At 73.2% G+C, this 25,694-nt stretch carries 17 protein-coding genes and 1 pseudogene; 11 read left to right on the plus strand and 7 right to left on the minus strand.

All coding sequences use genetic code 11. From position 1 onward, the window contains the following. The 3 genes and pseudogenes from ACFWJO_RS35740 to ACFWJO_RS35750 all read right to left on the minus strand — a co-directional run. Positions 1-115: pseudogene (locus tag ACFWJO_RS35740) on the minus strand (ectoine/hydroxyectoine ABC transporter ATP-binding protein EhuA); the annotation flags it as partial. Further along, complete coding sequence (locus ACFWJO_RS35745) at positions 112-1,065, minus strand: amino acid ABC transporter permease (RefSeq protein WP_386872089.1); 954 nt, start codon at positions 1,063-1,065, stop codon at positions 112-114. The pseudogene ACFWJO_RS35740 and the gene ACFWJO_RS35745, both read right to left, overlap by 4 nt. Positions 1,066-1,094: 29 nt before the next feature. Then, complete coding sequence (locus ACFWJO_RS35750) at positions 1,095-2,063, minus strand: ABC transporter substrate-binding protein (protein WP_386872091.1); 969 nt, start codon at positions 2,061-2,063, stop codon at positions 1,095-1,097. Between the two features lie 546 nt (positions 2,064-2,609). Between ACFWJO_RS35750 and ACFWJO_RS35755 the strand changes: the two genes are divergently transcribed. From ACFWJO_RS35755 to ACFWJO_RS35765, 3 genes are all read left to right on the plus strand, one after another. After that, entirely contained in the window at positions 2,610-3,821 is a 1,212-nt protein-coding gene (locus tag ACFWJO_RS35755; protein ID WP_386872093.1) for an NADP-dependent malic enzyme, read from the plus strand. A gap of 231 nt (positions 3,822-4,052) precedes the next feature. Beyond that, a complete protein-coding gene (locus ACFWJO_RS35760; RefSeq protein ID WP_386872095.1) occupies positions 4,053-5,018 on the plus strand; it encodes a zinc-binding dehydrogenase in 966 nt (321 codons plus the stop codon). 176 nt (positions 5,019-5,194) lie between these two features. Then, positions 5,195-6,586 (plus strand): cellulase family glycosylhydrolase, encoded by a 1,392-nt coding sequence (locus tag ACFWJO_RS35765; protein WP_386872097.1) that lies wholly within the window; start codon positions 5,195-5,197, stop codon positions 6,584-6,586. 321 nt (positions 6,587-6,907) lie between these two features. Here ACFWJO_RS35765 and ACFWJO_RS35770 read toward each other — a convergent pair whose 3' ends face one another. Then, a complete protein-coding gene (locus ACFWJO_RS35770; RefSeq protein ID WP_386872099.1) occupies positions 6,908-7,801 on the minus strand; it encodes a PadR family transcriptional regulator in 894 nt (297 codons plus the stop codon). Position 7,802: 1 nt separating this feature from the next. Further along, positions 7,803-8,690 (minus strand): DUF4097 domain-containing protein, encoded by an 888-nt coding sequence (locus ACFWJO_RS35775; RefSeq protein ID WP_386872100.1) that lies wholly within the window; start codon positions 8,688-8,690, stop codon positions 7,803-7,805. 278 nt (positions 8,691-8,968) lie between these two features. Between ACFWJO_RS35775 and ACFWJO_RS35780 the strand changes: the two genes are divergently transcribed. After that, on the plus strand, positions 8,969-9,790 hold the full coding sequence (locus ACFWJO_RS35780) for a hypothetical protein (RefSeq protein ID WP_386872102.1): 822 nt from the start codon (positions 8,969-8,971) through the stop codon (positions 9,788-9,790). A 48-nt stretch (positions 9,791-9,838) separates the two neighbouring features. Here ACFWJO_RS35780 and ACFWJO_RS35785 read toward each other — a convergent pair whose 3' ends face one another. Then, positions 9,839-10,021 (minus strand): DUF6104 family protein, encoded by a 183-nt coding sequence (locus tag ACFWJO_RS35785; protein ID WP_003961784.1) that lies wholly within the window; start codon positions 10,019-10,021, stop codon positions 9,839-9,841. Between the two features lie 105 nt (positions 10,022-10,126). Here ACFWJO_RS35785 and ACFWJO_RS35790 point away from each other — a divergent pair, with 105 nt between their 5' ends. The 7 genes from ACFWJO_RS35790 (at position 10,127) to fxsT (ending at position 22,032) form a co-directional block, all read left to right on the plus strand. Next, a complete protein-coding gene (locus ACFWJO_RS35790; RefSeq protein ID WP_386872104.1) occupies positions 10,127-10,636 on the plus strand; it encodes a CU044_2847 family protein in 510 nt (169 codons plus the stop codon). Next, a complete protein-coding gene (locus ACFWJO_RS35795) occupies positions 10,633-12,678 on the plus strand; it encodes a trypsin-like peptidase domain-containing protein (RefSeq protein WP_386872106.1) in 2,046 nt (681 codons plus the stop codon). The genes ACFWJO_RS35790 and ACFWJO_RS35795 overlap by 4 nt, the downstream gene beginning before the upstream one ends. Positions 12,679-12,982: 304 nt before the next feature. Continuing rightward, complete coding sequence (locus ACFWJO_RS35800; RefSeq protein ID WP_386872108.1) at positions 12,983-13,990, plus strand: AAA family ATPase; 1,008 nt, start codon at positions 12,983-12,985, stop codon at positions 13,988-13,990. Positions 13,991-13,997: 7 nt separating this feature from the next. Further along, positions 13,998-17,276, plus strand: coding sequence for an SAV_2336 N-terminal domain-related protein (locus ACFWJO_RS35805; protein WP_386872110.1), 3,279 nt, complete (start codon positions 13,998-14,000; stop codon positions 17,274-17,276). Positions 17,277-17,366: 90 nt separating this feature from the next. After that, positions 17,367-17,552 carry a hypothetical protein gene (locus tag ACFWJO_RS35810; protein WP_384422785.1) on the plus strand — a complete coding sequence of 62 codons (186 nt, stop codon included), beginning with the start codon at positions 17,367-17,369 and terminating at the stop codon, positions 17,550-17,552. Positions 17,553-17,678: 126 nt separating this feature from the next. Further along, complete coding sequence (locus ACFWJO_RS35815; RefSeq protein ID WP_386872112.1) at positions 17,679-18,950, plus strand: aKG-HExxH-type peptide beta-hydroxylase; 1,272 nt, start codon at positions 17,679-17,681, stop codon at positions 18,948-18,950. A gap of 61 nt (positions 18,951-19,011) precedes the next feature. After that, a complete protein-coding gene (gene fxsT, locus ACFWJO_RS35820; RefSeq protein ID WP_386872114.1) occupies positions 19,012-22,032 on the plus strand; it encodes an FxSxx-COOH system tetratricopeptide repeat protein in 3,021 nt (1,006 codons plus the stop codon). An 89-nt stretch (positions 22,033-22,121) separates the two neighbouring features. Here fxsT and ACFWJO_RS35825 read toward each other — a convergent pair. Then, positions 22,122-25,694 (minus strand): multifunctional oxoglutarate decarboxylase/oxoglutarate dehydrogenase thiamine pyrophosphate-binding subunit/dihydrolipoyllysine-residue succinyltransferase subunit (locus ACFWJO_RS35825; protein ID WP_386872116.1); only part of this gene is annotated, 3,573 nt, incomplete at its 5' end.

A 25,694-nucleotide genomic window follows, 5' to 3' on the forward strand; every position in this document is an offset into this window, starting at 1 on the left:
GGCCGACGAGGCAGAACACCTCGCCGTTCTGCACCTCCAGGTCGATGCCCCTGAGGATGTGCGCGGCGCCGTAGGACTTGTGGACGCCTTCGGCCTTGACCATGGGCTCGGTCATGCTGACATCTCCGGAGAACGCTTGAACGTGGTGAGGTTCTTCTTGACCCGCTGCCACGGGGTGGGCGGCAGGTTACGGGTCGAACCGCGGGCGAAGCGGCGCTCCAGGTAGTACTGGCCGACGCTGAAGACGCTGGTGAGGGCCAGGTACCAGATGGAGGCGACGAAGAGCATCTCCATCACGGCGCCGGCCGTGCTGCCGATGTTCGACGAGGCCCGCAGGAGCTCGGTGTACTGCACCGCCGAGACCAGCGACGAGGTCTTGAGCATGTTGATGAACTCGTTGCCGGTCGGCGGCACGATGACCCGCATGGCCTGCGGAAGAACGATCCGCCCCATGGTCTTGGTCTGGGACATGCCGAGCGCGTGCGCGGCCTCGGTCTGCCCCTCGTCGACCGACTGGATGCCGGCCCGGACGATCTCCGCCATGTAGGCGCCCTCGTTGAGGCCGAGACCGAGGAGGGCGACCATGAACGGCGTCATGACGTCCACGGTCTCGTTCTTGTAGATCGGCCCGAGGTTGATGTACTCGAAGATCAGCGACAGGTTGAACCACACCAGCAGCTGCACGTACACCGGGGTGCCGCGGAAGAACCAGATGTAGAGCCAGGCGACCGCTCCGGTGACCGGGTTCTTCGACAGGCGCATCACGGCGAAGACGATGCCGAGGACCAGGCCGAGGGCCATGGAGGCGACGGAGATGATGACCGTGTTGGCCAGGCCGTCGAGGATCGACGGGTCGAACAGCTTGTCCCACACCGTGTCCCAGATGATGTTGCCCTGGGAGAAGGCGTAGAGGAGCCACCCGAGGAGCACCACGACCACGACACCGCTGATCCAGCGGCCGTAGTGGCGCACGGGGATCGCCTTGATCGCCTCGTACGGGGTGCCCGAGGGGCCGGAGCCGGCCGGCGTGGCGTCGGCCGGTTCCTTGGAGATCTTGTCAGTCACGACGACTGCCCTTCAGTGGAGCGAGGAGATCACTTGCCGGCGTTGACGGTCGCCTGCTTCACGGCGCTGTCCTCGACGTCCCACTTCTTCAGGACCTCCGCGTAGGAGCCGTCCTTGATGATCGCGTCGAGCGCCTCCTTGACGGCGTCGCGCAGCTGGGTGTTGTCCTTGGAGACGCCGATGCCGAAGAGGCCGACGTCGCTCTGGCTGCCGACGACCTCGAAGTCGTTGCCGCCGCCGGAGGTCTTCGCGATGTACGCGGCGACCGGGTAGTCGTTCAGGTCGGCGACGGCGCCGCCGGCCTTGACGCGGGTCTGGGCCTCGGCGTCGGTGTCGAAGGCCTGGATGGTGAGCTTCTTGTCACCGCACTTGGTGGCCTGCGCCTTGAACGTGTCCTCGTAGATCGTGCCGCGCTGGACGGCGACGGTCTTGCCGCACAGGTCGTCGAGGGAGTTGATGCCCTGCGGGTTGCCCTTCTTGACGAGCAGGGAGACGCCCGAGGAGAAGTAGTCGACGAAGTCGATGCCCTTGCCGATCTTCTTCCCGTTGTCGTCCAGGCCCTCCTGGCGCTTCTTGTTGTCCGTCATCGAGGACATGATCAGGTCCTGGCGGCCGGTGTAGATCGAGGTGATCAGGCCGTCGAAGGTGCCCGAGGTGAACTGGAACTTCACACCGAGCTGCTTGCTCAGGGCCTCGGCGATGTCGGGGTCGACGCCGACGATCTTGCCGCCCTCGGTGAACTCCATCGGGGCGTACGAGGCGTCCGTGCCGACCTTGATGACGCCGGCCTTCTGGACGTCGGCCGGGAGCTTCGAGAAGAGCGGGGCCTTGCTCGCGGCGGCGGTGGACTCGCCGCCCTCCTTCGTGGAGCCGCCCTCGGTCTGGTCGCCACAGGCGGTCAGCAGCATCGAGCCGGCGACCGCGATGGCGGCGACCGCGGCAAGACGGGACGTGCGGGTCTTGGCAGCGGTCGTACAGCGCGTGGAGCGTGCGGTCATGGTCGGGTTCCTCCGGCGTGTGAGGGAGTTGCCTTAGGTCGCGCACGCACCTTCGAGTGCCGCGACCTCGTGTGATTACGGCATCTTGCCATTCGGACTGCCTCAAACCGACGGCCACGGATGTCAAAATCGGATAACGGGTCGTGGCCGAATCACGATGGCCAGTCCTCCCAAGGCGAAACCTTCTGCGGAGAGGTGCCACCACTACCGAAAATTCTCCTGCCTATCTCGCCATTCGGACGACATGAAGGCCGCTATTCGGGTGTCGCGTGCACCTATCCGGACATCGGTGACGAGTCGTTCTCTATCCGTGCTCCATCCGGGGCCGGTAGCACTCGGTATGAGTCGCGTCACCGAGGAGGTATGGACTCGTCTCCGGAGCCTTCTGTCCGGTAAGAAGGATCCTTACACCCCTCATCCGGGGCTCAGGGCGCGTTGTGCGGCGCGCCCGCGCGGCTGCCAGACAGGGCGGCCGCGGGACCCACCCACCCCTCCTCAACAAGGAGTGGCCACCCTCAAATGAAGAAGACTTAAGGGGTCAACCCAATGGCAGCGGAGATCGTCAATCCTCGCAGCGAGAGCGGTACGGAAGGGGCTCCCGGCGAGCCCTTCGATCCGGCGTTCGCGCTGCACCGCGGCGGCAAGATGGCCATCCAGGCCACGGTGCCGCTGCGCGACAAGGACGACCTGTCCCTCGCGTACACGCCCGGCGTCGCCAAGGTGTGCACGGCAATCGCGGAGCAGCCCGAGCTGGTCAACGACTACACCTGGAAGTCCCAGGTCGTCGCGGTCGTGACCGACGGCACGGCGGTGCTCGGCCTCGGCGACATCGGCCCGGAGGCCTCGCTTCCGGTCATGGAGGGGAAGGCCATCCTCTTCAAGCAGTTCGGCGGCGTGGACGCGGTTCCGATCGCGCTCGCCACCACCGACACCGACGAGATCGTCGAGACCGTCGTCCGGCTCGCCCCGTCCTTCGGCGGCGTGAACCTGGAGGACATCTCGGCGCCCCGGTGCTTCGAGATCGAGCGCAAGCTCCAGGAGCGCCTGGACATCCCGGTCTTCCACGACGACCAGCACGGCACCGCCATCGTCACCCTCGCCGCCCTCCGTAACGCGGCGAAGCTGACCGGCCGGACCCTGGGCGACCTGCGCGCGGTCATCTCCGGCGCGGGCGCGGCCGGTGTGGCGATCGCGAAGTTCCTGCTGGAGGCCGGCATCGGCGACGTCTGCGTCACCGACCGCAAGGGCATCGTCAGCAGCGACCGCGAGGACCTCACGGACGTCAAGCGTGAGATCGCCGGGCTCACCAACAAGGCGGGCCTCAGCGGCTCCCTGGAGGCCGCGCTGGCCGGCGCGGACGTCTTCATCGGCGTCTCCGGCGGCACGGTCCCGGAGGAGGCGGTCGCGTCCATGGCGCCGAACGCCTTCGTGTTCGCCATGGCCAACCCCAACCCCGAGGTGCACCCGGACGTCGCGCACAAGTACGCGGCGGTCGTGGCCACCGGCCGTTCGGACTACCCGAACCAGATCAACAACGTCCTCGCGTTCCCCGGCATCTTCGCCGGCGCGCTCCAGGTCCGGGCCTCCCGGATCACCGAGGGCATGAAGATCGCCGCGGCCGACGCGATCGCGGGCGTGGTCGGAGACCAGCTGTCCGCCGAGTGCGTGATCCCGTCGCCGTTCGACGAGCGGGTCGCCCCGGCCGTCGCGGCCGCGGTCGCCGCCGCCGCCCGCGCGGAGGGCGTCGCCCGCCGCTGACGCGCGCGCAGCACCACGAGGGGCCTCGCCCGGGTTCGGCCGAACCGGGCGGGGCCCTTCGGCGTACGCGGGCCTTCGGTGGGTGGGGGTTCCGTGCCGGGGCACGGCGCGGGGGCCGTTGTCGTACGGGCCGGGGCGCGGCGCGGGCCCGTCGCCGTACGGGCCGGAGGGACATGCGTCACAGCGGTGCGAGGTTCCGTCACTCACCGTCCGCCCCCTAGGGTCGGGGCCATGTTCGCTGCCTACGCCGCCCGAATCGACCGCGACCAGCCGCTGAACGGCCTCGAACTGGGCGAACGCCCCGAGCCCGAGGCGCGGCCCGGCTGGACCACCGTCACCGTCAAGGCCGCCTCGCTCAACCACCACGACCTGTGGTCGCTCCGTGGGGTCGGGCTGCCCGAGGAGAAGCTGCCGATGATCCTCGGCTGCGACGCCGCGGGCATCGACGAGCACGGCAACGAGGTCGTCCTGCACTCCGTGATCGGCCAGACCGGACACGGCGTCGGCCCCGACGAGCCGCGTTCCATCCTCACCGAGCGCTACCAGGGCACCTTCGCCGAGCGGGTCACCGTGCCCAGCTGGAACGTGCTGCCCAAGCCCAAGGAGCTCTCCTTCGAGGAGGCCGCCTGCCTGCCGACCGCCTGGCTCACCGCGTACCGCATGCTCTTCACCAACGCCGGTGTACGGCCCGGTGACTCGGTCCTCGTGCAGGGCGCGGGCGGCGGCGTCGCGACCGCCGCCATCGCCCTCGGCAAGGCGGCCGGCCTGCGCGTCTACGCCACCAGCCGGGACGAGGCCAAGCGGAAGCGGGCCGTCGAGCTGGGCGCCGTCGAGGCGTACGAGCCCGGCGCGCGGCTGCCGCGGCGCGTGGACGCGGTCATCGAGACGGTCGGCGCCGCGACCTGGTCCCACTCGGTCAAGTCGCTGCGCCCCGGCGGCACGCTCGTCATCTCCGGCGCCACCAGCGGCGACCGCCCGTCGCACGCCGAGCTGACCCGGATCTTCTTCCTGGAGCTCAAGGTGGTCGGCTCGACCATGGGCTCCAAGGACGAGCTCGAGGACCTGCTGTCGTTCTGCGCCGCGACGGGTCTGCGGCCGGTGATCGACGAGGTGCTGCCGCTGGACCGGGCCCGGGAGGGCTTCGAGAAGATGGCGTCGGGCGAGCTCTTCGGAAAGATCGTCCTGACGACGTCCTGACGGCGTCATACGTCCTGACGACGTCATACGCCCTGACGACTTCCCGGCGACTTCCTGAAGCGACCTGCTCCCGGCCTCTTGATGATTCGTCAGTCGGACTGATGGGATCTCCGGCACGTGAAAGGTGAACAACGCTCACTTCCTCGTGCTGGAGGTCCTCCTTGCGAACCACCTTCGTGGCAACCGCCGTTGTCGCCGCGCTCCTCGTCCCGACGGCCGCGCACGCCGAGACCGGAGGGGACGGAGGAGACGGCGGGGACGGAGGGGGCGGCGCGATACCCGCCCTCACCGATTCCCGGGGTCGCGTCCTGACCCTGCGCGGCTGGAACGTCGCCGACAAGGCCCACAGCGGCGACCAGGCCCTGAGCGCCATCACCGAGAAGCACTTCCGCGACATGCGCGCCAAGGGCTTCAACCTCGCCCGCGTGGTCGTCTTCTGGGACGACCTGGAACCGCGGCCCGGCCGCTACAGCGAGGACTACCTCCGCAGGATCGAGCGCCTGCTGGACTGGGCCCGGAAGTACGACATGAAGGTCGTCCTCGACGCCCACCAGGACGTCTTCGGGCCCGCGTTCGGACACCGGGGCATCCCGGAGTGGGCGACCCGGACGGACGGGCTGCCCTTCACCCCGCACCCCGACGACTGGTTCTCCGAGTACTTCGAACCCGCCGTCCAGCGGGCCTTCACCCACTTCTACGAGGACGAGGACCTGCGCCGAGCCCAGGCCCGCATGTGGCGGGTGCTCGCCGCACGCTTCAAGGACCACCCGGCCGTCCTCGGCTACGACCTCCTCAACGAGCCGATGGGAGAGCTGCGCGAGGGCGAGGACCTGGCGACGGCGGCCCGGCGCATCGAGCGGGAGCAGGTCACGCCCATGTACGACCGGATCGCGGACGCGATCCGGTCGGTCGACCGGGACGGCTGGGTGTTCGTCGAGCCGACGCCCATCGTGGGCGAGGGCGTGCCCACCGGGCTCGGCCGGATCGACGACCCGAAGGTCGTCTACGCCCCGCACTTCTACAACACGGGCATGGAGGCGGGCGCCGACTACGACCCGGCGGCGGGCTGGATCGAGGCCTACGAGGCCGCCGTCACCCAGTACCCGAAGGAGTACGGGGTGCCGGTGCTGGTGGGCGAGTGGGGCCCGCTCAACAACTCCCTGCCCAACATGAACCGCTTCTTCCGCGAGGCGATGGCCTCCCTCGGCCGCTACAGCTCCGGCTGGGCGGGCTGGGAGTGGTGCTACGGCGGCGGCTACTGCGCGGTGGACGGCGCGGGCGCCTTCCGTACGAACAAGGAGCTGACCGCCGAGCCCTACGCGGAGGCCGTCGCCGGCACCGTCCGGACCTCCTCCTACGACCCGGCCGCCGGCGTCTACCGCCTGGAATACGACGCCGCCCCCGGCCGCGGCTCCCGTGCCACCGAACTCTCCCTGCCCCCGGGCACGTGGCAGGTCGAGACCGAGGGCAGGGCGATCGTGCTGCGCCCGAAGGCGGGCCGGGCCGTCGTCCTCGCCGCCCCCGGCGCCCGGGTCACGGTCACGGTGACGGCGACCGGACGGACCTGAGGAGCCAGGAGACCGGGCAGTCCGGGGGCCTGGACTGCTCCCGGCCCGAGGCTCCCGGCCCGCCCGGGCGCCGGGAGCGGCCCGGCCCTGGGCCTCGCCGGCCCGGGTCCGGGGCCTGACCGGCCCTCGGGTGCGCCCGGCCCGGGGGTGCGCCCGGCCCGGGGCTCTCGGCCCTGGGCCTCGCCGGCCCGGGTCCGGGCCTGCCCGGCCCTCGGGAGCGCCCGGCCCGGGGCTCTCGGCCCTGGGCATCCCCGGCCCGGGCGGCCCGGGCGGTCTTCACCGGCGGTCTCGGCGCCGGCTTTCCCGGCGCCCTGCCCGCCCTTACGGCTTCCTGCTGTTCGGGGACAGGAGGGCGAGGATGTGGTCCGCCGCCGTCGACAGGTGGTGGCGGGCCTCGGTGAGCTGGGTGCGGGAGACTCCGTGGTCGCGGGCGGCGTCGCGGATGTCGTCGCGGAAGCGGTCCAGCAGGCGGTCGAGCTCGCGGGCCGGCTCGGCCGCGCCGTCGATGTCCTTGGCCCAGTCGGAGACGGCCTGTTCGGGCGTGGCCGGGCGGGCGGACGGCGGGCCGTGGACCGTGCCCGTCACCAGGTTGCCCAGCTGGGCCGTGATGTCGGAGATGCCCTCCCATACCCCCGTCGGCCAGTCGCCGTGCTTCACCCGGTCCTGGACCTGTTCCTGGACCTGCTTGGCGATCCGCTGGAACTCCTTGGCCTGGCGGCGCGCCGACTGCGCCTCGGCGCGGGCCTGGCGGGCCTGCTCCTTCCACTCCTGCTTCGCCTTCCGCAGCTCCTCCTTGGCCTCGGCGAAGGAGGGCGAGCTCGTGGTGGAGCGGGAGGCGCTGGCCGCCGCCCGCATCTCGCTGCGCAGCTTGCCCGCGGCGCCCCGCACGTCGTCGCGGATCTCGGCGGCCAGCTCCGAGACGGACTCGCGGATCTCCACCTCCAGGTCGGCCAGTTCGCCGCCGCGACCGGCCAGTTCGGCGCGGCCGGCGTCGGTGATCGAGTAGACCTTCCGGCCGCCCTCGGTGGCGTGCGTGACCAGGCCCTCGGCCTCCAGCTTGGCGAGCCGCGGGTAGACCGTGCCCGCCGACGGGGCGTAGAGCCCCTGGAAGCGCTCCTCCAGGAGTCGGATCACCTCGTACCCGTGGCGGGGTGCCTCGTCGAGCAGCTTGAGCAGGTAGAGCCGGAGACGGCCGTGGGCGAAGACGGGCGGCATGTCAGAGGACCTTTCCGGACGTGGGGGAGGTGGCGGCCGTGCCGTCGCCGTGACCGTCGTCGTCCGGCTCGGGATCGGGGCGGCGCAGCAGGGCGATGGAGCCGGAGACCGTGGTCGCCTTGAGCACGCCGCGTCCGGCGCCGAGGATGCCGGTGATGGACTTGGCGCCCCACTGTCCGCCGACCCGCAGGTCCTCGAAGGCGTTGGAGACGGAGCCGCTGGTGGTGCTCGCCTCGACCTTGGCGTCCGCCGGGTGCGGCAGCCGGATGGCGACCTCGCCGGAGACGCTGGTGAGGCGGATGTCGGCGGGCGGCCCGTCCAGGCCGGCGGCCGGGTCGAGGTCGATGACCATGTCCCCGCTGACCGTCTCCGCCTTCACCGCGGACCCGGCGCCGTCGATCACGGTGATGTCGCCGGTCACCGAGTTGAACCGGAGCGCTCCGGTGACCGACTGGGCCTCCAGGTTCCCCGAGACCGTCTCGGCCCGGACCGGGCCGCGCAGACCCACCAGCGTGGTGTCGCCGGTGACGCAGCGGACCGCCGTGCGCCCCTGGACGCCGGAGACCACGGTCTCGGCGGCGACCGAGCCGATCTCGACGTCGGCGCCCGCCGGGACCGCGACCGAGACCACCACCCGGCGCCGGTGGCCCTTGGGGTCGAGCCACTTCAGGAAGCCCTTCCAGTGCAGGTCCTCGTAGGAGACCGTCAGAGTTGAGCCCTCCTGCGAGACGATCAACGGCGGACCCTCGATCTCCGAGATCTCCAGGCGGGCGGAACCCTCGTCGGTGCCCACGACGTTCACCGCTCCGTTGACCACCCGCACCTGGACCTGGCTCACGGGGCCGGCCAGCGGGATCTTTCCCGGCTCGGTGACGGACCACTCTGTCATGGTGCTGACCTCCCGTGTCACGGACATCGACGCAACATATCGCGTCTTCCGGTACACACGATATATCGCGCTCTCGTCAAGTCAACCCCGACTCACCCCTGACAGGGGCGAGTCGGGGGTGCGTCGAGGATGAGGCGGGGCGGCTCGGGCCGCGCCGCGCCGGGCCGCGCCGCGCCGGGAGCCGGGGGCGGGTCGGGGCGGGTCGGGAAGGGAGCCAGGGGCGGGTCGAGAGCGGGGCAATCGCCGTCATATCCGGACAAGTGGCCTAGCGTGGGGGCATGACTGCGACACCGGGTTCCCGCTCCACCGGAGCGCTGCTGCTCTGCCGTGCCGAGCCCCCGGCGGTCCGCCCGCCGGCCCAGCTGCTGCGCGAGCAGCTGCTCCTATCGCCCGCGGGATCCGACTGGAGCGTCCTCGTCCCCGAGGGCAAGCCGTGGCTCGACGACGGCGAACCCGTCGACCGGGTCGTCACCGGCTGGGCCACCGCACTCGCCGTCTCCGCCGCCACCTGGCCGGTCCTCGCGCTGTGGTGGGACGCGGACCGCGCCGGGTTCACCCTCGCCGCCGGCTTCCGCCGCACCGTCGGCTACACCTGGCTCGCCGACGGCACCCCGGCCGGCGAGGACGAAGCGATGCGCACCTTCGCCGACCGGCTCGGTCTCGACCCGGTGCTCGACGTCCAGGCCCTCGAACCCCTCACCCGGCGCGACCCGGACGCCGACGCCCACGCCCGGATCGTCGGGCTCACCGCGGTCCTCGCCCGCACCGGACTCGACCTGCCCCCGGGCCTCACGCCCGGCGACGGCGCCGACCGGCTGCGTTCCGCGGCCCACGCCCAGGGCGCCGAACTCCTCGAATGGTCCGGCTGGCGGGACGCCGTACGCGCCGAACTCGACGCGGTGGAGGGCGGCCGGCTCGGCCCGTACCTCCGCGGTCCCAGGGCCCGGCTGCTCGGCGCGGCCCAGCTCGCGGCCGGGGTGCCGCTGCTCGCCTGGGGCGTCGGGCGGCGCAGCGGCGGCTGGGCGACGGCCGGCGCGCTGCTCGTCGCCCACGGGGTGTTCGGGCTCGCCTACGACCGGCTGCGCGGCACCCCGTCCTGACGGACCCGCGAGCCCGTCCCGTCCCCGCTCGTCTCCGTGCTCGTCCCCCTACTCGTCCTCGTCCTCGTCGTCGAGTCGGGCCAGCCAGGTCGCGAGGCGCTCGACCGGCACCTCGAAGTCGGGGTTGAGGTCGACGAACGTCCGGAGCTGCTCGGCGAGCCACTCGAAGGTGACCTCCTCCTCGCCGCGCCGCTTCTCCAGTTCCTCGATGCCACGGTCGGTGAAGTACATGCGATCAGAATAGGCCGTGGCCGGCGGACCCGACCGCGTCCCCTGTTCCTCCTCCGCACCACGGTCTAGCCTCTTTCATCATCGTTTCGGGGAGCGGGGGCCGATGTGGCGCATGGGATCGCTCGGATACGGCTGGACGACGGCACTCACGTCTGGGCCCGGATCAGCGGGGCGGAGGAACTCGGCCGGGGCGGCGGGTTCCAGGACACCGGCATCGGCGACCGCGTGGTGTCGATGGCCGGCGGGCTCACCGACGTCGTGCGCGGGGTGGTCGGCTCGCTGCGTGCCGGACTCGACCCGCAGGGCTCGGTCGAGGTCGCCGTCAGCTTCGGCATCGAACTCTCCGCGCAGGCGGGCAAGGTGATCGGCGTGCTCGCCGACGGCGGCGGCAAGGCCTCGGTGAACGTCTCCCTGACCTGGACCGAGCCCGGCCGCGAGCCCGCCACCTCAGCGGGGACCACCCCAGCGGAGACCACCCCAGCCGGGACCACCTCAGCCGGGACCACCGCCCCACCCTCCGGGCCCGCCCTCCCCGCACCCGCTCTCCCCACCCCCGCCCTCCCCTCGCCCGCCGTCTCGCCGGAGAACGGCCCTGACGGCCCTGGCGCCGCATGAGCGCCTTCGACGCTCTCGTGCGCCCCGCGCTCGTGCGCATCGCCGCTCCCGGCGGCGGGTATGACCCGCACGGCGACCCGTTCTGGGGCACGGGCTTCTTCATCGCCCCCGGCTGGGTGCTGACCTGCGCCCACGTCGTGGCCAAGGGGGGAAGCGCGGTGTGGAGGGAAGAACCGGCCGTCGGCATCACCTGGGAGGGCGGCCGGACCACCGGCCGGGTCGTGCTGGCCAAGCCGCGCCCCGCCACGCCCGACCAGGAGCTCGCCTCCTGGGACTTCCCCGACCTCGCGCTCGTCCGCGTCGAGGGCGCCGAGCACGCCGAGTGCGTACGGCTCAGCGAGCGGCCCCCCACCACCCCCAGCAGGGTCAGCCTGCACGGCTGGGCCCTCCAGACCGGCGAGCCCGGCGTCCGTGACGTGGAGGGAGAGGCGTTCGGCGCCGTGGGCAAGGCCCTGCTGGTGCGCGACGCCGTCTTCATCGAGGGCTGCTCCGGCGGCCCCGTCGTCGACCTCGGGCGCGGCGCCGTCATCGGCGTCATCAAGGGCCGCGGCGACGGCGAGGGCGCGGTCGTCCCGCTGACCTCGCTGCGCGAGCTCCACGACCTGTCCGACGCGCCGCTGCTCCACGACGCGTTACGGGCCCACGACCGTCACCACCGCCGGCGCGCGAGCCGCCCCGGGCGCAGCTGGACCGCCGCCCAGACCGCCCTGTGGTCGCCCACCGCGCGCGGGGTGAGCCCGCGCCGCCGGGCCCACCTCTACGGCCACTTCGCCGAACTCCCGCCGCCCGACGGCCCCGGTGAGGTCATGTCCCTCGTCGACGCGGTCAAGCGCCGCGTCCTGCACCCCGACTACCAGGCGGTCCTGGAGACCGACGCCCGCACCTGGCGGGACGGCGTGGGCCTCCTCCATGAACTGCCCGCCGGGCCCCTGGAAGGCGCGGACCTCGGCCTTGACGCGGTCCTGCTGTACGCGGCCCACGTCGTGCGCCACATCACCGAGCGGTACGGAGAGGAGGCCGGCCTGCCCGGGCTGGTCGACTGGATCGCCGACGAGGCGGGCGAGGCCCACCCCGCCGTGCACGAGGAGATCACCGCCCTGCTCGACCCCGCGCCCCCGCCCGCCGCGGCCGGCCCCGGCCGGCGGCCCGGGGCGCGCGCCGACGTCCGCGTCGAGGTCGACGCCGTCCCGTACAGCACCCCGCAGCGCTACGCGTGGCGCGTGATGCTGCTCTTCGACGGCCGCACCGTCAGCCCGCTCAGCGGCGACGACACCGGCGTCACCCGTGACCGGCTCCGCGAGACGCTCCGCGGTCCGCTCGCCGACGCGCTCGGCCTCGGCGACAGCGGCGACCACCTCGCGGCCGTCGAAGTGGTGCTGCCGCGCGAGCTGTTCGACGAACCGCTCGACACCTGGCGGCTCTCGCCTGACGACGAGCCCTTCGGTGAGCGCTCGCTGCCGCTCGGCCAGCGGCGCGCCGTCGTCATCCGCGACCGCTACCGCAGCCACCACCCGCCGTCGCCGGAGTGGCGTCGGCGCTGGCGGGGCAGCGAGAGCGGCCCGCTGCGGGCCGTCCCGCTGCGCGCCGAGGTCCTCACCCAGGGCGCCGAGGGGCACGCGCCGCAGCTGCGCAGGGAGAGCCGGATGGCCGCCTTCATCCGCCTCGACGCCGCGCCCGACGGCAGCGTGCCGGTCTACTGCGGTCCGGCGGGCGGCGGCGACGGCCACCGGGCCATGGAGGCCGCGCTGGCCGCCGGTCACCCCATCGCCCTGTGGCGGCACTCGGCCCGCGAACACGCCGACTGCGCCGACTTCCACAAGCGGGCCGGCATGTTCCTCGAAGGCGTACGCGGCGCCGAGGGCCTGCACCGGCCGGTGCGCACCCTGCGCCGGATGCGGGCCGACGACGCCGAGGCCGGCCCCGAGGAGCGCTCCGAGCACGCCTGGGCCGAGGACCTGGCCGTCCTCTACGACCCGCCCGACCGCCCCCCGTACGAGGCCCCGCTGCAGGGGCCGCCACTGCTCGGCGAGGGCGACCGGTGAGCCGCGCGACCGCCCGCCCCGCGGCCGCGGCCCGTACCCGGCTCCCCGGCCGGCCCGTCCAGGGCGCGGCCGCGCAGGGGCGGAAGCGCGTGCCGGCCGCCCACCGCCCGCGGCGTCGAGCGGGTGCGCCCGCCGCGGGCCGCCCCGCCCGCGTCCGGGCGCCACGGTCGAGGGCGCCGCACATGCGGCCCGGTCCTCCGTCAACTCATGGGCAACCGGGCCGGTTTGGTAGTCGGCAGGGCGGGCCGTCGAGCGGTACCTTCGTCGGGGCCGGCACAGTCATCACAGCCAGGAGGAGTCAGGCGTGAACGATTGGCGGATCTACCGTGGTGCCGGCCATCCGCACGACGAGATACGGCGCCTCCCCCCGCCGCCGCCCTGGCGCGACTTCTCCGCCGGCGGCGCCGACGACACGCTCGCCGGGTCCGACCGGCGGCTCGGCGTGCGCCGCAGGCTCGTGCAGAACCACCACCCCAGGCCCGCGGAGACGGACGCGGTCAACGCCGCGCTCTACCTGCGCCGCCCCCTGCTCGTCACCGGCAACCCCGGCACCGGCAAGTCCACCCTCGCCCACGCCGTCGCCCACGAGCTCGGCCTCGGCCGGGTGCTGCGCTGGCCCATCGTCAGCCGGTCGACGCTCCAGGACGGGCTCTACCGTTACGACGCCATCGGCCGCCTCCAGGACGTGCAGCTGGAGCGCGCCCGCGCCGACGCCGACGGCAGCGCCGCGAGTCCGGCCGGCATCGGCTCGTACCTCCGGCTCGGACCGCTCGGCACCGCGCTCCTCCCCTCCGAGCTGCCCCGGGTGCTGCTCATCGACGAGCTCGACAAGAGCGACCTCGACCTGCCCAACGACCTGCTGAACGCCCTGGAGGAGGGCGAGTTCGCGATCCCCGAGCTGGAGCGGCTCGCCGACCGCGAGCCGGTCGTGGAGGTGCTCACCGACGACGGCCGCAAGGTCCCGGTGCGCGGAGGGCGGATCCGCTGCACCACCTTCCCGTTCATCGTCCTCACCTCCAACGGCGAACGGGACTTCCCCGCCGCCCTGTTGCGCCGCTGCATCCGCCTGGAGCTGGAACCGCCCGGCGAGGAGCAGCTGAACGCCATGATCGAGGCCCATCTCGGCGCGGACGCCGCGGCGTCCGAACCCGGTCTCGTCGCCCGCTTCCTCGACCGGGAGCCCGGCGAGGTCATCGCCACCGACCAGCTCCTCAACGCCCTCTACCTGACCCAGCACGCCCCCCGCGCCGAGCGGGTGACCCGGGACCGCATCGCGGACATGCTCATGCAGCCGCTCGATCAGCCGAGGTGATGGCCGGATGCACCGGATGCATCTGGAAGAGCTCACCCGCAGACTCCGGGCCGGCGGGCAGGACCCGACCGCCGAGGAGCTCGCGGACGCCGTCTGGCTCGCCCAGTGGCTGCCGCGTGCCGACGGCGACGGCTCCGGAGGAGGACCTGAGGAGGACGGCGAGACGGAACCGCCGCCGGACCGGCTCCCCTCCGACAGCTCCGACCCCTCCCGTCCCTCCGGCACCACCGACGCTTCCGGGGACCGTCGAGATCCGGCCACCGGCGCCCCCGCCACGACAGCACCACCGCCCCCACCCGGCACTCCCGCATCGCCGACCCGCCCCGGCGAGACCGTCGACCTCCTCATGCCGCCGCCCCGCGGCACCGCGACCGCCACCGCAGGCGGCGGCCGGGCCGGCGGCGGCAGCGCACGCCGTCTGCCGGGGGCCGCCCTCCCCGTCCGCGCCCCCGGCGCCAACGCCCTGCCGGGGCTGCTCGGACTGCAGAAGGCGCTCCGGCCCCTGCGCCACTACGCCGCCCACCTCCCCGCCCGGCCCGGCGAGGAACGCCTCGACGAGGAGGCGACCGCCGAACGCAGCGCCGCCTCCGGCATCCTCACCCCCGTCCTGCGCCCCGCCGCCGGCCAGCGCCCCGACATCCAGCTCCTCATGGACGCCGGTCCCGCGATGGTCGTGTGGTCCCGGATGGTCGAGGAACTGCGCCAGGCCTGCCAGCAGTCCGGCGCCTTCCGCGACGTCCAGGTCCACCGCCTCCACGACACCGGAGAGGGCCCGCCGCTCGTCACCACCACCTCGGACCGCGACGGCCGGCCCCGGCTCCGGCCCGGCGACCAGCTCCACGAACCCACCGGCCGCCGCCTCACCCTCGTCGTCAGCGACTGCGTCGGCCCGCTCTGGCAGCGCGGCGCCGCCCAGCGGCTGATCCACCAGTGGCCACGGCACTCCCCGCTCGCCCTCGTCCAGCCGCTGCCGCCACGGCTGTGGCAGCGCACCGGACTGCCCGTCGAACCCGGCACCCTGGTGCGGCCCGCGACCCCGGGCGGCCACGTCCGCTTCGAACCCGACGAACAGGCCTGGGAGCCCGTCGCCGCCGACCTGCGGGCCGTCCCCGTGCTCACCCCGACCCCGGAGGCCTTCGCCTCCTGGGCCCGGCTGCTCACCGGACACGGCGGCGGAGCGGTACACGGCTGGGCCGCGCGCATCGGCCCGGACACGGGAGCCACGGCCGCCGCGACGACCGCCGCCGGAGCCGGTGCCGGGGCCCGACCCGGTGCCGGACCCGGCCCCGGGCGGTCCGTCCGGCGGGCTGACGAGGAACTGCTGCGCGCCTTCCGCGCCGGAGCCTCCCCAGGGGCGGTGCGGCTCGCCGTCCACCTCGCCGCAGCCCCGCTCGCCCTGCCCGTGATGCAGCTCGTACAGCGCGCCATGCTCCCCGACACCGGACCCATGGAGCTCGCCGAGGTGCTGCTCAGCGGGCTGCTGCGGCGCCTGCCCGAGCCCACGCCGTACCCCTGCTTCAGCTACTCGCCGGCCGTGCAGGAGCACCTGCTGGGTTCGCTCGACCGGGGCGCCGCCGCGCTCGTCCTGAAACACTGCTCCGAGTTCGTCGAGCGCCACTTCGGCCAGGGCATGCGCAACTTCCCCGCGCTCGCCGCCGCCCGGCTCGCCGGGCACGGCACCGACGAGGAGGAGCGGACGGCGGGCAGCGCCGGCCCCGGGCCGGGAGAGGAGTACGAGGAGCCGGCCGGCGCCGCGTCCGAGCTCTTCGCCCGCATCCCCGCGCGCGTGCTGCGCTTCTACCACCCCGACCTCGTCACCCCCGAACCGCTCGCCGCCGCCCGCCGGCTGCTCGACCAGTGGCGCGCCCAGTCCGACCCGTCCCTCCTGGACTCCGCCCGCGAGCTCGTCGAGACCGCGCTCGCCGCCGACGGGCCGCCCGGCCGCCCCGACGAGATCGCCGCCGCCCGGCTGGTCCTCGGCCAGGTCCTGTACGCGCAGGCCGGCACCGTCGCCGTACGGGACCGGGGACAGCGCCGGGAGCTGCTCGAACGGGCCGTGACCGAGCTCGTACGGGCCGCGGAGCTCGCCGGACCCGGCGGCACCGACGGGGCCGAGGCCCGCCTCGAACAGGCCGCCGCCCGGCACGCCCTGTGGCGGGACAACGGCGACGACGGCCTGCTCGACGCGGCCCTCGCCGCGCTCGCCGGCGACCCGGCCGACTGGCCCGAGAGCCACCGCCACGCCCTCCTCGTACGGCGCGGACGGCTGCTCCTCGCCCGGGGCGAAGGCCCCGCCGCGGCCACCGCGTTCACCGAGGCCCTGGCCACGGAGGAGAGCGGCCCGGTGCTGCTCGACCTCGCCGACGCCCACCAGCTCGCGGGCCGCGACCCCGAGTCCGTCGCCGACGCCCTCGACCGGGCCGAGCCCCTGCTCGGCGACTCCGTCGCGCTGCGGCTGCGCTGGACCACGGCGCGGGCCCGGCTGTACGAGAGCACCGGCGACGGCCCGGCCGCCGACGAGGCGTACGAGAGCGCGACGCTGCTCACCCCGGCCGAGGGCGAACAGCGCGGCCGGCTCCTGCTGACCTGGGGCGAGTCGCTGCTGCGCCGGGCCGCCGCCGGCACCGGGACCGCGCCCGTCGACCGCGCCGAGTCCGTCCTCCGCGAGGCCCTGACCTGCCTGCCCGCCGACTCGGGCGTCCGCTCCCGGGCCGTCGTCCTCATCGGCAGCGTCCTCGCGCTGCGCTTCGACCGCGGGGGCTTCCTGCCCGACCTGTTCGAGAGCCGGCACCTCCTCGAACAGGCCGTACGGGCCGCCCGCGGGCCCGCGGCACGGGCCGAGGTGTGGCTGCAACTCGGCTGGGTGCGGGCCCGGATGAGCGAGGTGGCCCTCGACGCCTCGCTCGGCGACGCGCTCGCCGCGTACGAGAACGCGGCCGCCGACTCCCGCGCCGCCCACGGCGACACCCCGGGCACGGTCACCCTGGCCCGCGCCCTCCACGCGCAGGGAGCCCTGCTCCACCTGATGGACCGCCGTGCCCGCGCCACCCGGCTCCTGGAGGCCGCCGCCGACCAGTGGCGCCGGCTGGACGCGTCGCTGCTGACGGTGGACTGGACCGACGTGGAACGGACCCGGACCCTGCTCGCCGAAGTGGGCGCCGACTCCCGCCGGATGCCGCAGCGCTTCTCCCGCGAGGAACGGCGCCGGATCGCGCCGCCCTGGTGGGAGTGGCGCGAAGGAAAGGCGGAACGGCTGGATAACGGGGGCGCACATGGGCGCAGTTGAGTCGAACGGGTTTCCGGCTTTCGGGCGTCGGGAAGAACCGCTCCGCCGCTACGACCGTGGGGGACAAGGGTCGGTGAGGAGGAGCCGAGGGTGTTGGAGCACACGAAGCGGGTCGCAGGCGTCGACCGGGCCGGTGCGCGGCCACGGCGCCTGCCCGATCTCACCGGCGTGGACCTGCGGACCCTGCGCTTCATGGACGATCCCGACCTGGCCGCCGCCGTCGAACGGGTGCTGTGGCGCCCGCAGGACCTGGCCGACTCCTGGTTCGAGGACTAGACCGTCTCTTCCGGATCCTGGCCGGGTCCGCGACGCCCGGCCCCCTGACGTCCGGCGCATCGGCCGCGCCGACCGGCCGTTTCCGGCCAGATGCCGCCCGGTCGCCTACGGGCCGGGGAGGCGGGAGTGAACGTCGTGCCCCTGTCCGAGGCCGCCCTCGCCCGGCTGGCCCGGACGAGCCCCGACCCGGCCGGGCTCACCTTTCTGGGCTCCGCCCTGCACACCCGGCGACTGCTGCTCCTCAAGGCGCTCCTGGTCCGGGTCCACCGGCACCGCGGGTCCGTCGAACCGGGCGCGCTCCGGCGCTTCGAGCGTTCCTGGGAGCTGGTCGAGCGGGTCGACCGGCACCGTCCCGCCGTGGTGCGCGAGGTCCTCGACTACCCGACGACCGGTGCCTGGCTGGCCGGCGCGCTCGCCGAACCCGCGGGACCCGGCTTCGACGGGCTGCTGGCCCGCCTCGACAGCATCGCCGCCACCGCCGCCCTGCGCGCCGGCGGCCCGCTCGACGTGACCGTCGAGACGCCCGACGGACTGCTCTCCCTGCCCGGGGTCGGCCGGCTGCGCGTGGCCGCCTCCCGCGTCCGGATCAGCGCGGGCGAGCGGCTCGTACGGTTCCACCCGGACGGCGCCCGCCGTGCCGCGCCCGCCGTCCTGACCTTCACCGGCGTGCGCCACGGCCTCCTCACCGGCCACGGCCCCGGCTGGAGCCAGGTCCACCCGCTGCCCGGCGGCGCGGCCTGCCTGGACGACCTCGACCCGTACCGGGCCGGCGCGGGCGGCGGCGCCGTCGGCACCGCGGCCGACCACGCCGACACCGACCACGCGGCCTGGTCCGCCCGCTGGCGCGCCGCCCAGGACCTGCTGCGGCGCACCGACCCCGGCCGGGCCGCCGAGATCGCCCGGGCCGTCCGCGTGGTCGTCCCCCTCGTCCCGCGCGGTCCCCGGCACCGCGGCGCCACGCTGAGCGCCGCCCCCGGAGCCGTACTGACCTCGCTGCCCGCCGGGGCCCAGGGGATGGCCGAAACGCTCGTCCACGAGCTGCACCACAGCAAACTGGCCACGCTCCACGAACTCGTGCCGCTCTACGGCCCCGGGCGGGACACCGTGCACCGGGTCGGCTGGCGGCCGGACCCGAGGCCCATCGCCGGCGTGCTGCACGGCGCCTACGCGCACCTCGCCCTCGCCGACCTGTGGCGGCGCGCGGCCGGCGCCGACGAGGTGCCGAAGGCCTGGCGGTCCCGCGCCGGGCAGCAGTTCGACGACATCCACGATCAGGTGGGCGACGCACTGGCGATCCTGCTTGAATCCGATGAACTGACTGCGGAGGGAAGGGAGTTCGCGGACCAAATGAGGCAGCACCATGCGAGCCTCGGCGCGACTCCCCTCGCCGCTGGGTAACACTGTGCCTACGGCACATGACACTGCGTTGCGTGCGGGAGCGGGACGGGAGACACGACAGATGGCGGAACAGCGGTCGGGCGGTGCGGTGGACCACGGAGCCAGGAGTGCGCCGGGGCACGTCCTCGTGGTCTTCCCCGGCTATCACCGCCCGTGGGCGACCTGGATCAACCAGCGGCTCGACGCCCACGGGGTGCGCGCCAGCCTCCAGCGCTGGGACCCGCCCCGCGACGTGCCCCTGGAGGACTCGCTCGGCGACCTGCTGCTCGCCCGCGGCCAGGTGCTCCTCGTCCTGGACGACTGGTTCTTCCAGCTCGGCCCGCGCCAGGCCGGCGAATGGAACGACGTGCTGCGCGGCTTCGTCGCCGCCCACGCGGAGCGGTTCGCCGCCGTCAACCTCACCAACCGCACCCTGCTCCCGGCCACCGCCGTCCTCGAACCCGTCAGCCTGTGGGGCGTCGGCGAGGAGGAGGCCGAGGCCCGGCTGCTCAGCCGGCTCGGCGTCGACCCCGGGCGCACCCCCGGCCGTCGGCTGTCCGCCGGCGCACTCGTCCGCTTCCCGGACACGCCGCCCGAGATCTGGGGCGAGGTCCCGCGTCGCAACCCGCGCTTCACCGGCCGCGACGACCTGCTGACCGAGCTCCAGGAACGGCTCATGGACGCCGAGCGGGGCAACGCCGCCTGCACCCTGCTCGGCATGTCCGGCATCGGCAAGACCCAGATCGCCGCCGAGTACGCCCACCGGTTCAGCTCCGACTACGACGTCGTGTGGTGGGTCAGCTCCGACGACCGCAACGTCCAGCGCGACCGCTTCGGCGAGCTCGCCGCCCAACTCGGGCTGTCCACCGGCAACGAGCCCGGCGAGCGCATCCGCGCCGTCCGCGAGGCGCTGCGCCGCGGCGCCCCGCACTCCCGCTGGCTCGTCGTCTTCGACGGCTGGGACGACACCGACGGCGCCGGCGTGATGCTGCCGCACGGCCCCGGCCACGTCCTCATCACCTCCCGCAACCGCGGCTGGGGCGACTACACCGACATCCTCGAAGTCCCCAGCTTCGACCGCGCCGAGTCCACCGCGTACCTCATGCGCCGCGCCCCGCACATCACCGCACCCGAGGCCGACGAGGTCGCCGCCGAGTTCGGCGACGTGCCGCTGCCGCTCGTCCAGGCCGCCGCCTGGCTCGGCGAGTCCCGCATGGAGGTCCCCGAGTACCTCCGCATGGTCCGCGACGGACGGCTCTCCACCGTCGACGAGCCGTCCGGCGGAGAGGGCTTCCCGCACGCCTCCCTCACCTCCTGGTCGATACTGATCAACCGGCTCCGGCTGTCCCAGCCCCAGGCCATCGACGTGCTCAGCCTGTGCGCGTCCTTCGCCCCCGGCCGGATCCCGCTCGGTCTCATCCGCGCCTACCCGCAGGCCGACCTCCCCGAGGACCTGCGCTGGATGGTCACCGACCTGGCCGCCTGGTCCCGGGCCCTGGACACCCTGGTGAACTTCTCCGTGCTCAGCCGCGAGTCGCGCGGCTCGGTCGTCAGCGGCGAGGTGGGACCCCACCAGGAGTCCGTGCACATGCACCGGCTCGTCCACGACATCGTCGCCCGGCTCACCGACGGCGAACACCGCACGGCCCACCGCAAGGCCGTCCGCACCCTGCTCGCCGAGGCCGACCCCGGCGACCCCATGGACAGCCGGAACTGGCCCCGCTACGCCGAACTACTGCCGCACCTGGAGCCCGCCGGGGCGCTGGCCAGCCGCAACCCGCGCGTGCAGACCGCCGTGCTCAACTGTCTGCGCTACTGCTACCGCAGCGCCGAGTACCGGGCCGGCATCCGGCTCGCGGAGAAGATCCGGGAACAGTGGTCCGGCTTCATGGACCCGGTGAGCCCCGAGATGCTGGAGCTCACCAACCAGGAGTGCGACATCCTGCGCAAGTACGGACGCTTCCGCGACGCGTACCAGCTGGACCTCGCCCTGCGCACCCGCCTCGACGAGGCGGCGGCCCCCGACCCGCTCGGCTCCCTCCGCTCGGCCATCTCCATCGCCCTCGACCTCCGCTACCTCGGTCAGTACCAGGAGTCGGAGCGGATGCAGCGCGAGGCCCTCGCCGAGGCCCAGCGCCTGCTCGGCGAGAACGAGTACCTCACCCTCGTCGCCGGCAACAACCTCGGCATCGTGCTGCGCAGCCTCGGCCGCTACAAGGAGGCGTACGACCAGGACATCGCCTCCCTCACCCGCGCGGAGAGCGCCCTCGGCGCCCTGCACTCGCAGACCCTCATCACCAGCAACAACGTCGCCCACGACCTGCGCCTGCTCGGCCACTACCGCGAGGCCCTGGCCCGTCAGGAGGCCAACGTCCGCGTACAGGTCCGGATCCTGGGCTCGCAGCACCTGCAGACCCTGTACGCCCGGGCCCAGCTCGCCCTGTGCCGGCGGCGGGAGGGCAGCTTCCCGCAGGACCTCGGCGCCACCATGGCCAGCCTGCTCGACCAGATGCAGCAGGTGCACGGGCGCGACCACTTCCTCACGCTCTCGTCCATCAACAACTACGCCAACTACCTGCGCGAACACGGCGACCTCGACCAGGCCCGCGAACTCAGCCACGAGGCCGAGGCCGGCTACCGAGCCCTCCTCGGCCCCGCCCACCCCGTCGCCACCGGCGTGCTCGCCAACACGGCCCTCGTCATGCAGGCGTCCGGCGAACGGACCGGCGCGCTGGCCATCCTGGAGGCCGCACTCGCCGGCCTGACCTCCTCCCTCGGACCCGACCACCCCTGGGTCCTCGGCTGCGCCCTCAACACCGGCGCCGCCCGCAACTTCAACGGCCGGGTGGCCGACGCAGCCGAGCTGAGCCGCGACACCCTGCGCCGGGCCCGCCACACCCTCGGCAACGAGCACCCGCTCACCCTGTCGAGCCAGGTGGCGCTCGCCACCGACCTGCGCGGCCTGCGGGAGAACGAGGAGGCGGCCAAGCTGGAGGAGGACGCCCTGCTCACCCTCACCCGGACGCTCGGCGCCCAGCACCCCCACACCCTGTCCGCACGTCAGCGGAACCGCCCGTACTGGGACTTCGAGGCCAACCTCTGAGCTCCCGAGACTCGTGACCCGGAAACGCCGGAGGCCCGGCACCCCGAGTGGGGTGCCGGGCCTCCGGTCGTACGAACCCGGTCCGGGGATCAGGCGTCGAAGACCTCGGCGACCAGCTGGGCCTGCTCGGCCTGGTGGCGCTTGGCCGAGCCTACCGCCGGGGACGAGGAGTGCGGGCGGGAGATCCGGCGCAGGCGCTCGCCCGCCGGGATGTCCGCGCCGACCGCCAGGTCCAGGTGGTCGATCAGGTTGAGCGCGATGAACGGCCAGGCACCCTGGTTCGCCGGCTCCTCCTGCGCCCAGATGTACTTCGCCGCGTTCGGGTACTTGGCGATCTCGGCCTGCAGCTCGGCACCCGGCAGCGGGTACAGGCGCTCCAGACGGATGATCGCGGTCTCCGTGTCGCCGCGCTTCTGACGCTCGGCCTCCAGGTCGTAGTAGACCTTGCCGGCGCAGAAGACGACCTTGCGGACGTTCGCCGCCTCGACCGTGGTGTCGCCGATCACCGGGCGGAAGCCGCCGGTGGTGAACTCCTCCACCTTCGAGGCCGCGGCCTTCAGACGCAGCATCGACTTCGGGGTGAAGACGATGAGCGGCTTGTGGTGCGGGTTGTGGACCTGCCAGCGCAGCAGGTGGAAGTAGTTCGACGGCAGCGTCGGCATGGCGACCGTCATGTTGTCCTGGGCGCACATCTGGAGGAAGCGCTCCGGGCGGGCGGACGAGTGGTCCGGGCCCTGGCCCTCGTAGCCGTGCGGCAGGAGCAGCGTGACGCCGGAGGTCTGGCCCCACTTCTGCTCGGCCGAGGAGATGAACTCGTCGACGACGGTCTGCGCGCCGTTGACGAAGTCACCGAACTGGGCCTCCCAGATGACCAGGGAGTCCGGGCGGGCCAGCGAGTAGCCGTACTCGAAGCCCATCGCCGCGTACTCGCTGAGCAGCGAGTCGTAGACGTTGAAGTGGGCCTGCTCCTCGGTCAGGTAGAGCAGCGGGGTGTAGTCCTCGCCGGTCTCCTGGTCGACGAGCACCGCGTGGCGCTGACCGAAGGTGCCGCGGCGGGAGTCCTGGCCCGACAGGCGGACCGTGGTGCCCTCCATGAGCAGCGAGCCGATGGCGAGGGTCTCGCCGAAGCCCCAGTCGATGGTGCCGTCGTCGATCGAGGCGGCGCGGCGCTGCAGCTGCGGCAGTAGACGCGGGTGGACCGTGACCCGGTCGGGGACGTTGACCTGCGACTCGGCGATCCGCTTCACGACCTCCTGGGAGACCGCGGTGGTGACGGCGACCGGGAACTCGGGCCGGGCGTCCGGGACCTGGGTCGGCGCCGGGGCCGAGGTGGCCTCGCGGACCTCCGCGAAGACCTTCTCCAGCTGGCCCTGGAAGTCCTGGAGGGCCTGCTCGGCCTCTTCCAGGGTGATGTCGCCGCGACCGATGAGCGACTCGGTGTACAGCTTGCGCACCGAACGCTTCTTGTCGATCAGGTTGTACATCTGCGGGTTGGTGAACTGCGGGTTGTCGCCCTCGTTGTGACCGCGGCGGCGGTAGCAGATGAGGTCGATCACGACGTCCTTGTTGAACGTCTGGCGGAACTCGAAGGCGAGCCGCGCCACGCGGACGCAGGCCTCCGGGTCGTCGCCGTTCACGTGGAAGATCGGCGCCTCGATCATGCGGGCCACGTCCGTCGCGTACATGGAGGAACGCGAGGACTCGGGGGCCGCGGTGAAGCCGACCTGGTTGTTGATGACGATGTGGACCGTGCCGCCGGTGCGGTAGCCGCGCAGCTGCGACATGTTCAGGGTCTCGGCCACGACGCCCTGGCCCGCGAAGGCCGCGTCACCGTGCAGGGCGACCGGCAGGACGGTGAAGTCCGTGCCGCCCTTGTTGATGACGTCCTGCTTGGCGCGGACGACACCCTCCAGGACCGGGTCGACCGCCTCCAGGTGGGAGGGGTTGGCGACCAGGGAGACCTTGATCTGCTCGCCGTCGAGGCCGGTGAACGTGCCCTCGGCGCCCAGGTGGTACTTCACGTCGCCGGAGCCGTGCATCGACTTCGGGTCGAGGTTGCCCTCGAACTCGCGGAAGATCTGCGCGTACGACTTGCCGACGATGTTCGCGAGGACGTTCAGCCGGCCGCGGTGGGCCATGCCGATGACGACCTCGTCGAGGCGGGACTCCGCGGCGGAGTCGATGACCGCGTCGAGCAGCGGGATGACCGACTCGCCGCCCTCGAGGGAGAAGCGCTTCTGGCCGACGTACTTGGTCTGCAGGAAGGTCTCGAAGGCCTCGGCGGAGTTCAGGCGGCGCAGGATGCGCAGCTGCTCCTCGCGCTCCACGCGGGCGTGCGGGCGCTCCACGCGGTCCTGGATCCACTTGCGCTGCTTCGGGTCCTGGATGTGCATGAACTCGATGCCGGTGGTGCGGCAGTACGAGTCGCGGAGCACGCCGAGGATGTCGCGGAGCTTCATCATCGACTTGCCGGCGAAGCCGCCGACCGCGAACTCGCGCTCCAGGTCCCACAGGGTGAGGCCGTGCTCGGTGATGTCCAGGTCGGGGTGCTTGCGCTGCTTGTACTCCAGCGGGTCGGTGTCGGCCATGACGTGGCCGCGGACCCGGTAGGAGTGGATCAGCTCGAAGACGCGCGCGGCCTTGGTGACGTCGTCGTCGTGCGAGGCGTCGATGTCCTTGAGCCAGCGGACCGGCTCGTAGGGGATGCGCAGCGACTTGAAGACGTCGTCGTAGAAGCCGTCCTCGCCGAGGAGGAGGTTGGAGACGATGCGCAGGAACTCGCCGGAGGCGGCACCCTGGATGACCCGGTGGTCGTAGGTCGAGGTCAGGGTCATGACCTTGGAGATGCCCAGCTTGTTCAGGGTGTCCTGGGAGGTGCCCTGGAACTCGGCCGGGTAGTCCATGGAGCCGACGCCCATGATGACCGACTGACCGGGCATCAGACGCGGCACGGAGTGGACGGTGCCGAGGCCGCCGGGGTTGGTCAGGGAGACCGTGACGCCGGTGAAGTCCTCCATCGTCAGCTTGCCGACGCGGGCGCGCTTGACGATGTCCTCGTAGGCCTGCCAGAACTCGAAGAAGTTCAGGGTCTCGGCCTTCTTGATGCCGGCGACGACGAGCTGGCGGTCGCCGTTCGGCTTCACCAGGTCGATGGCCAGGCCGAAGTTCACGTGGTCCGGCTTGACCAGGGTCGGCTTGCCGTCCTTCTCCGCGTACGACCAGTTCATCGACGGCATGGCCTTGATCGCCTGCACCATCGCGTAGCCGATGAGGTGGGTGAAGGAGATCTTCCCGCCCCGGGCGCGCTTCAGGTGGTTGTTGATGACGATCCGGTTGTCGAAGAGCAGCTTCACCGGGACGGCGCGGACGGACGTGGCCGTCGGCATCTCCAGCGAGGCGTTCATGTTCTTCGCCACGGCGGCGGCCGGGCCGCGCAGGGTGATGAGCTCGGGGCCGGCCGGGGCCTCGGCAGCAGAGGGCGCGGCGCCAGCCGCTCCAGTGGAGCCGGTGCTTGCACCGGAGGGCTTCGCCGGGGCGGGCGCGGCGGGCTTCGTGGCGGCCGGAGCGGCGGCGGCGGGCTTCGCCGGAGCCGGGGCCGGAGCCGGGGCGGCGGGAGCCGGAGCGGCGGCCGGAGCGGCCGGGGCGGGCACGGAGGCCGCGGG

It is taken from the genome of Streptomyces sp. NPDC127092, assembly GCF_042722475.1.
GTDB lineage: Bacteria > Actinomycetota > Actinomycetes > Streptomycetales > Streptomycetaceae > Streptomyces.

Coding starts and splice junctions, on each gene's coding strand:
- ACFWJO_RS35750 (WP_386872091.1), bottom strand. CDS start 2,063: ATGACCGCACGCTCCACGCGCTGTACGACCGCTGCCAAGACCCGCACG.
- ACFWJO_RS35755 (WP_386872093.1), top strand. CDS start 2,610: ATGGCAGCGGAGATCGTCAATCCTCGCAGCGAGAGCGGTACGGAAGGG.
- ACFWJO_RS35760 (WP_386872095.1), top strand. CDS start 4,053: ATGTTCGCTGCCTACGCCGCCCGAATCGACCGCGACCAGCCGCTGAAC.
- ACFWJO_RS35770 (WP_386872099.1), bottom strand. CDS start 7,801: ATGCCGCCCGTCTTCGCCCACGGCCGTCTCCGGCTCTACCTGCTCAAG.
- ACFWJO_RS35775 (WP_386872100.1), bottom strand. CDS start 8,690: ATGACAGAGTGGTCCGTCACCGAGCCGGGAAAGATCCCGCTGGCCGGC.
- ACFWJO_RS35780 (WP_386872102.1), top strand. CDS start 8,969: ATGACTGCGACACCGGGTTCCCGCTCCACCGGAGCGCTGCTGCTCTGC.
- ACFWJO_RS35785 (WP_003961784.1), bottom strand. CDS start 10,021: ATGTACTTCACCGACCGTGGCATCGAGGAACTGGAGAAGCGGCGCGGC.
- ACFWJO_RS35795 (WP_386872106.1), top strand. CDS start 10,633: ATGAGCGCCTTCGACGCTCTCGTGCGCCCCGCGCTCGTGCGCATCGCC.
- ACFWJO_RS35805 (WP_386872110.1), top strand. CDS start 13,998: ATGCACCGGATGCATCTGGAAGAGCTCACCCGCAGACTCCGGGCCGGC.
- fxsT (WP_386872114.1), top strand. CDS start 19,012: ATGGCGGAACAGCGGTCGGGCGGTGCGGTGGACCACGGAGCCAGGAGT.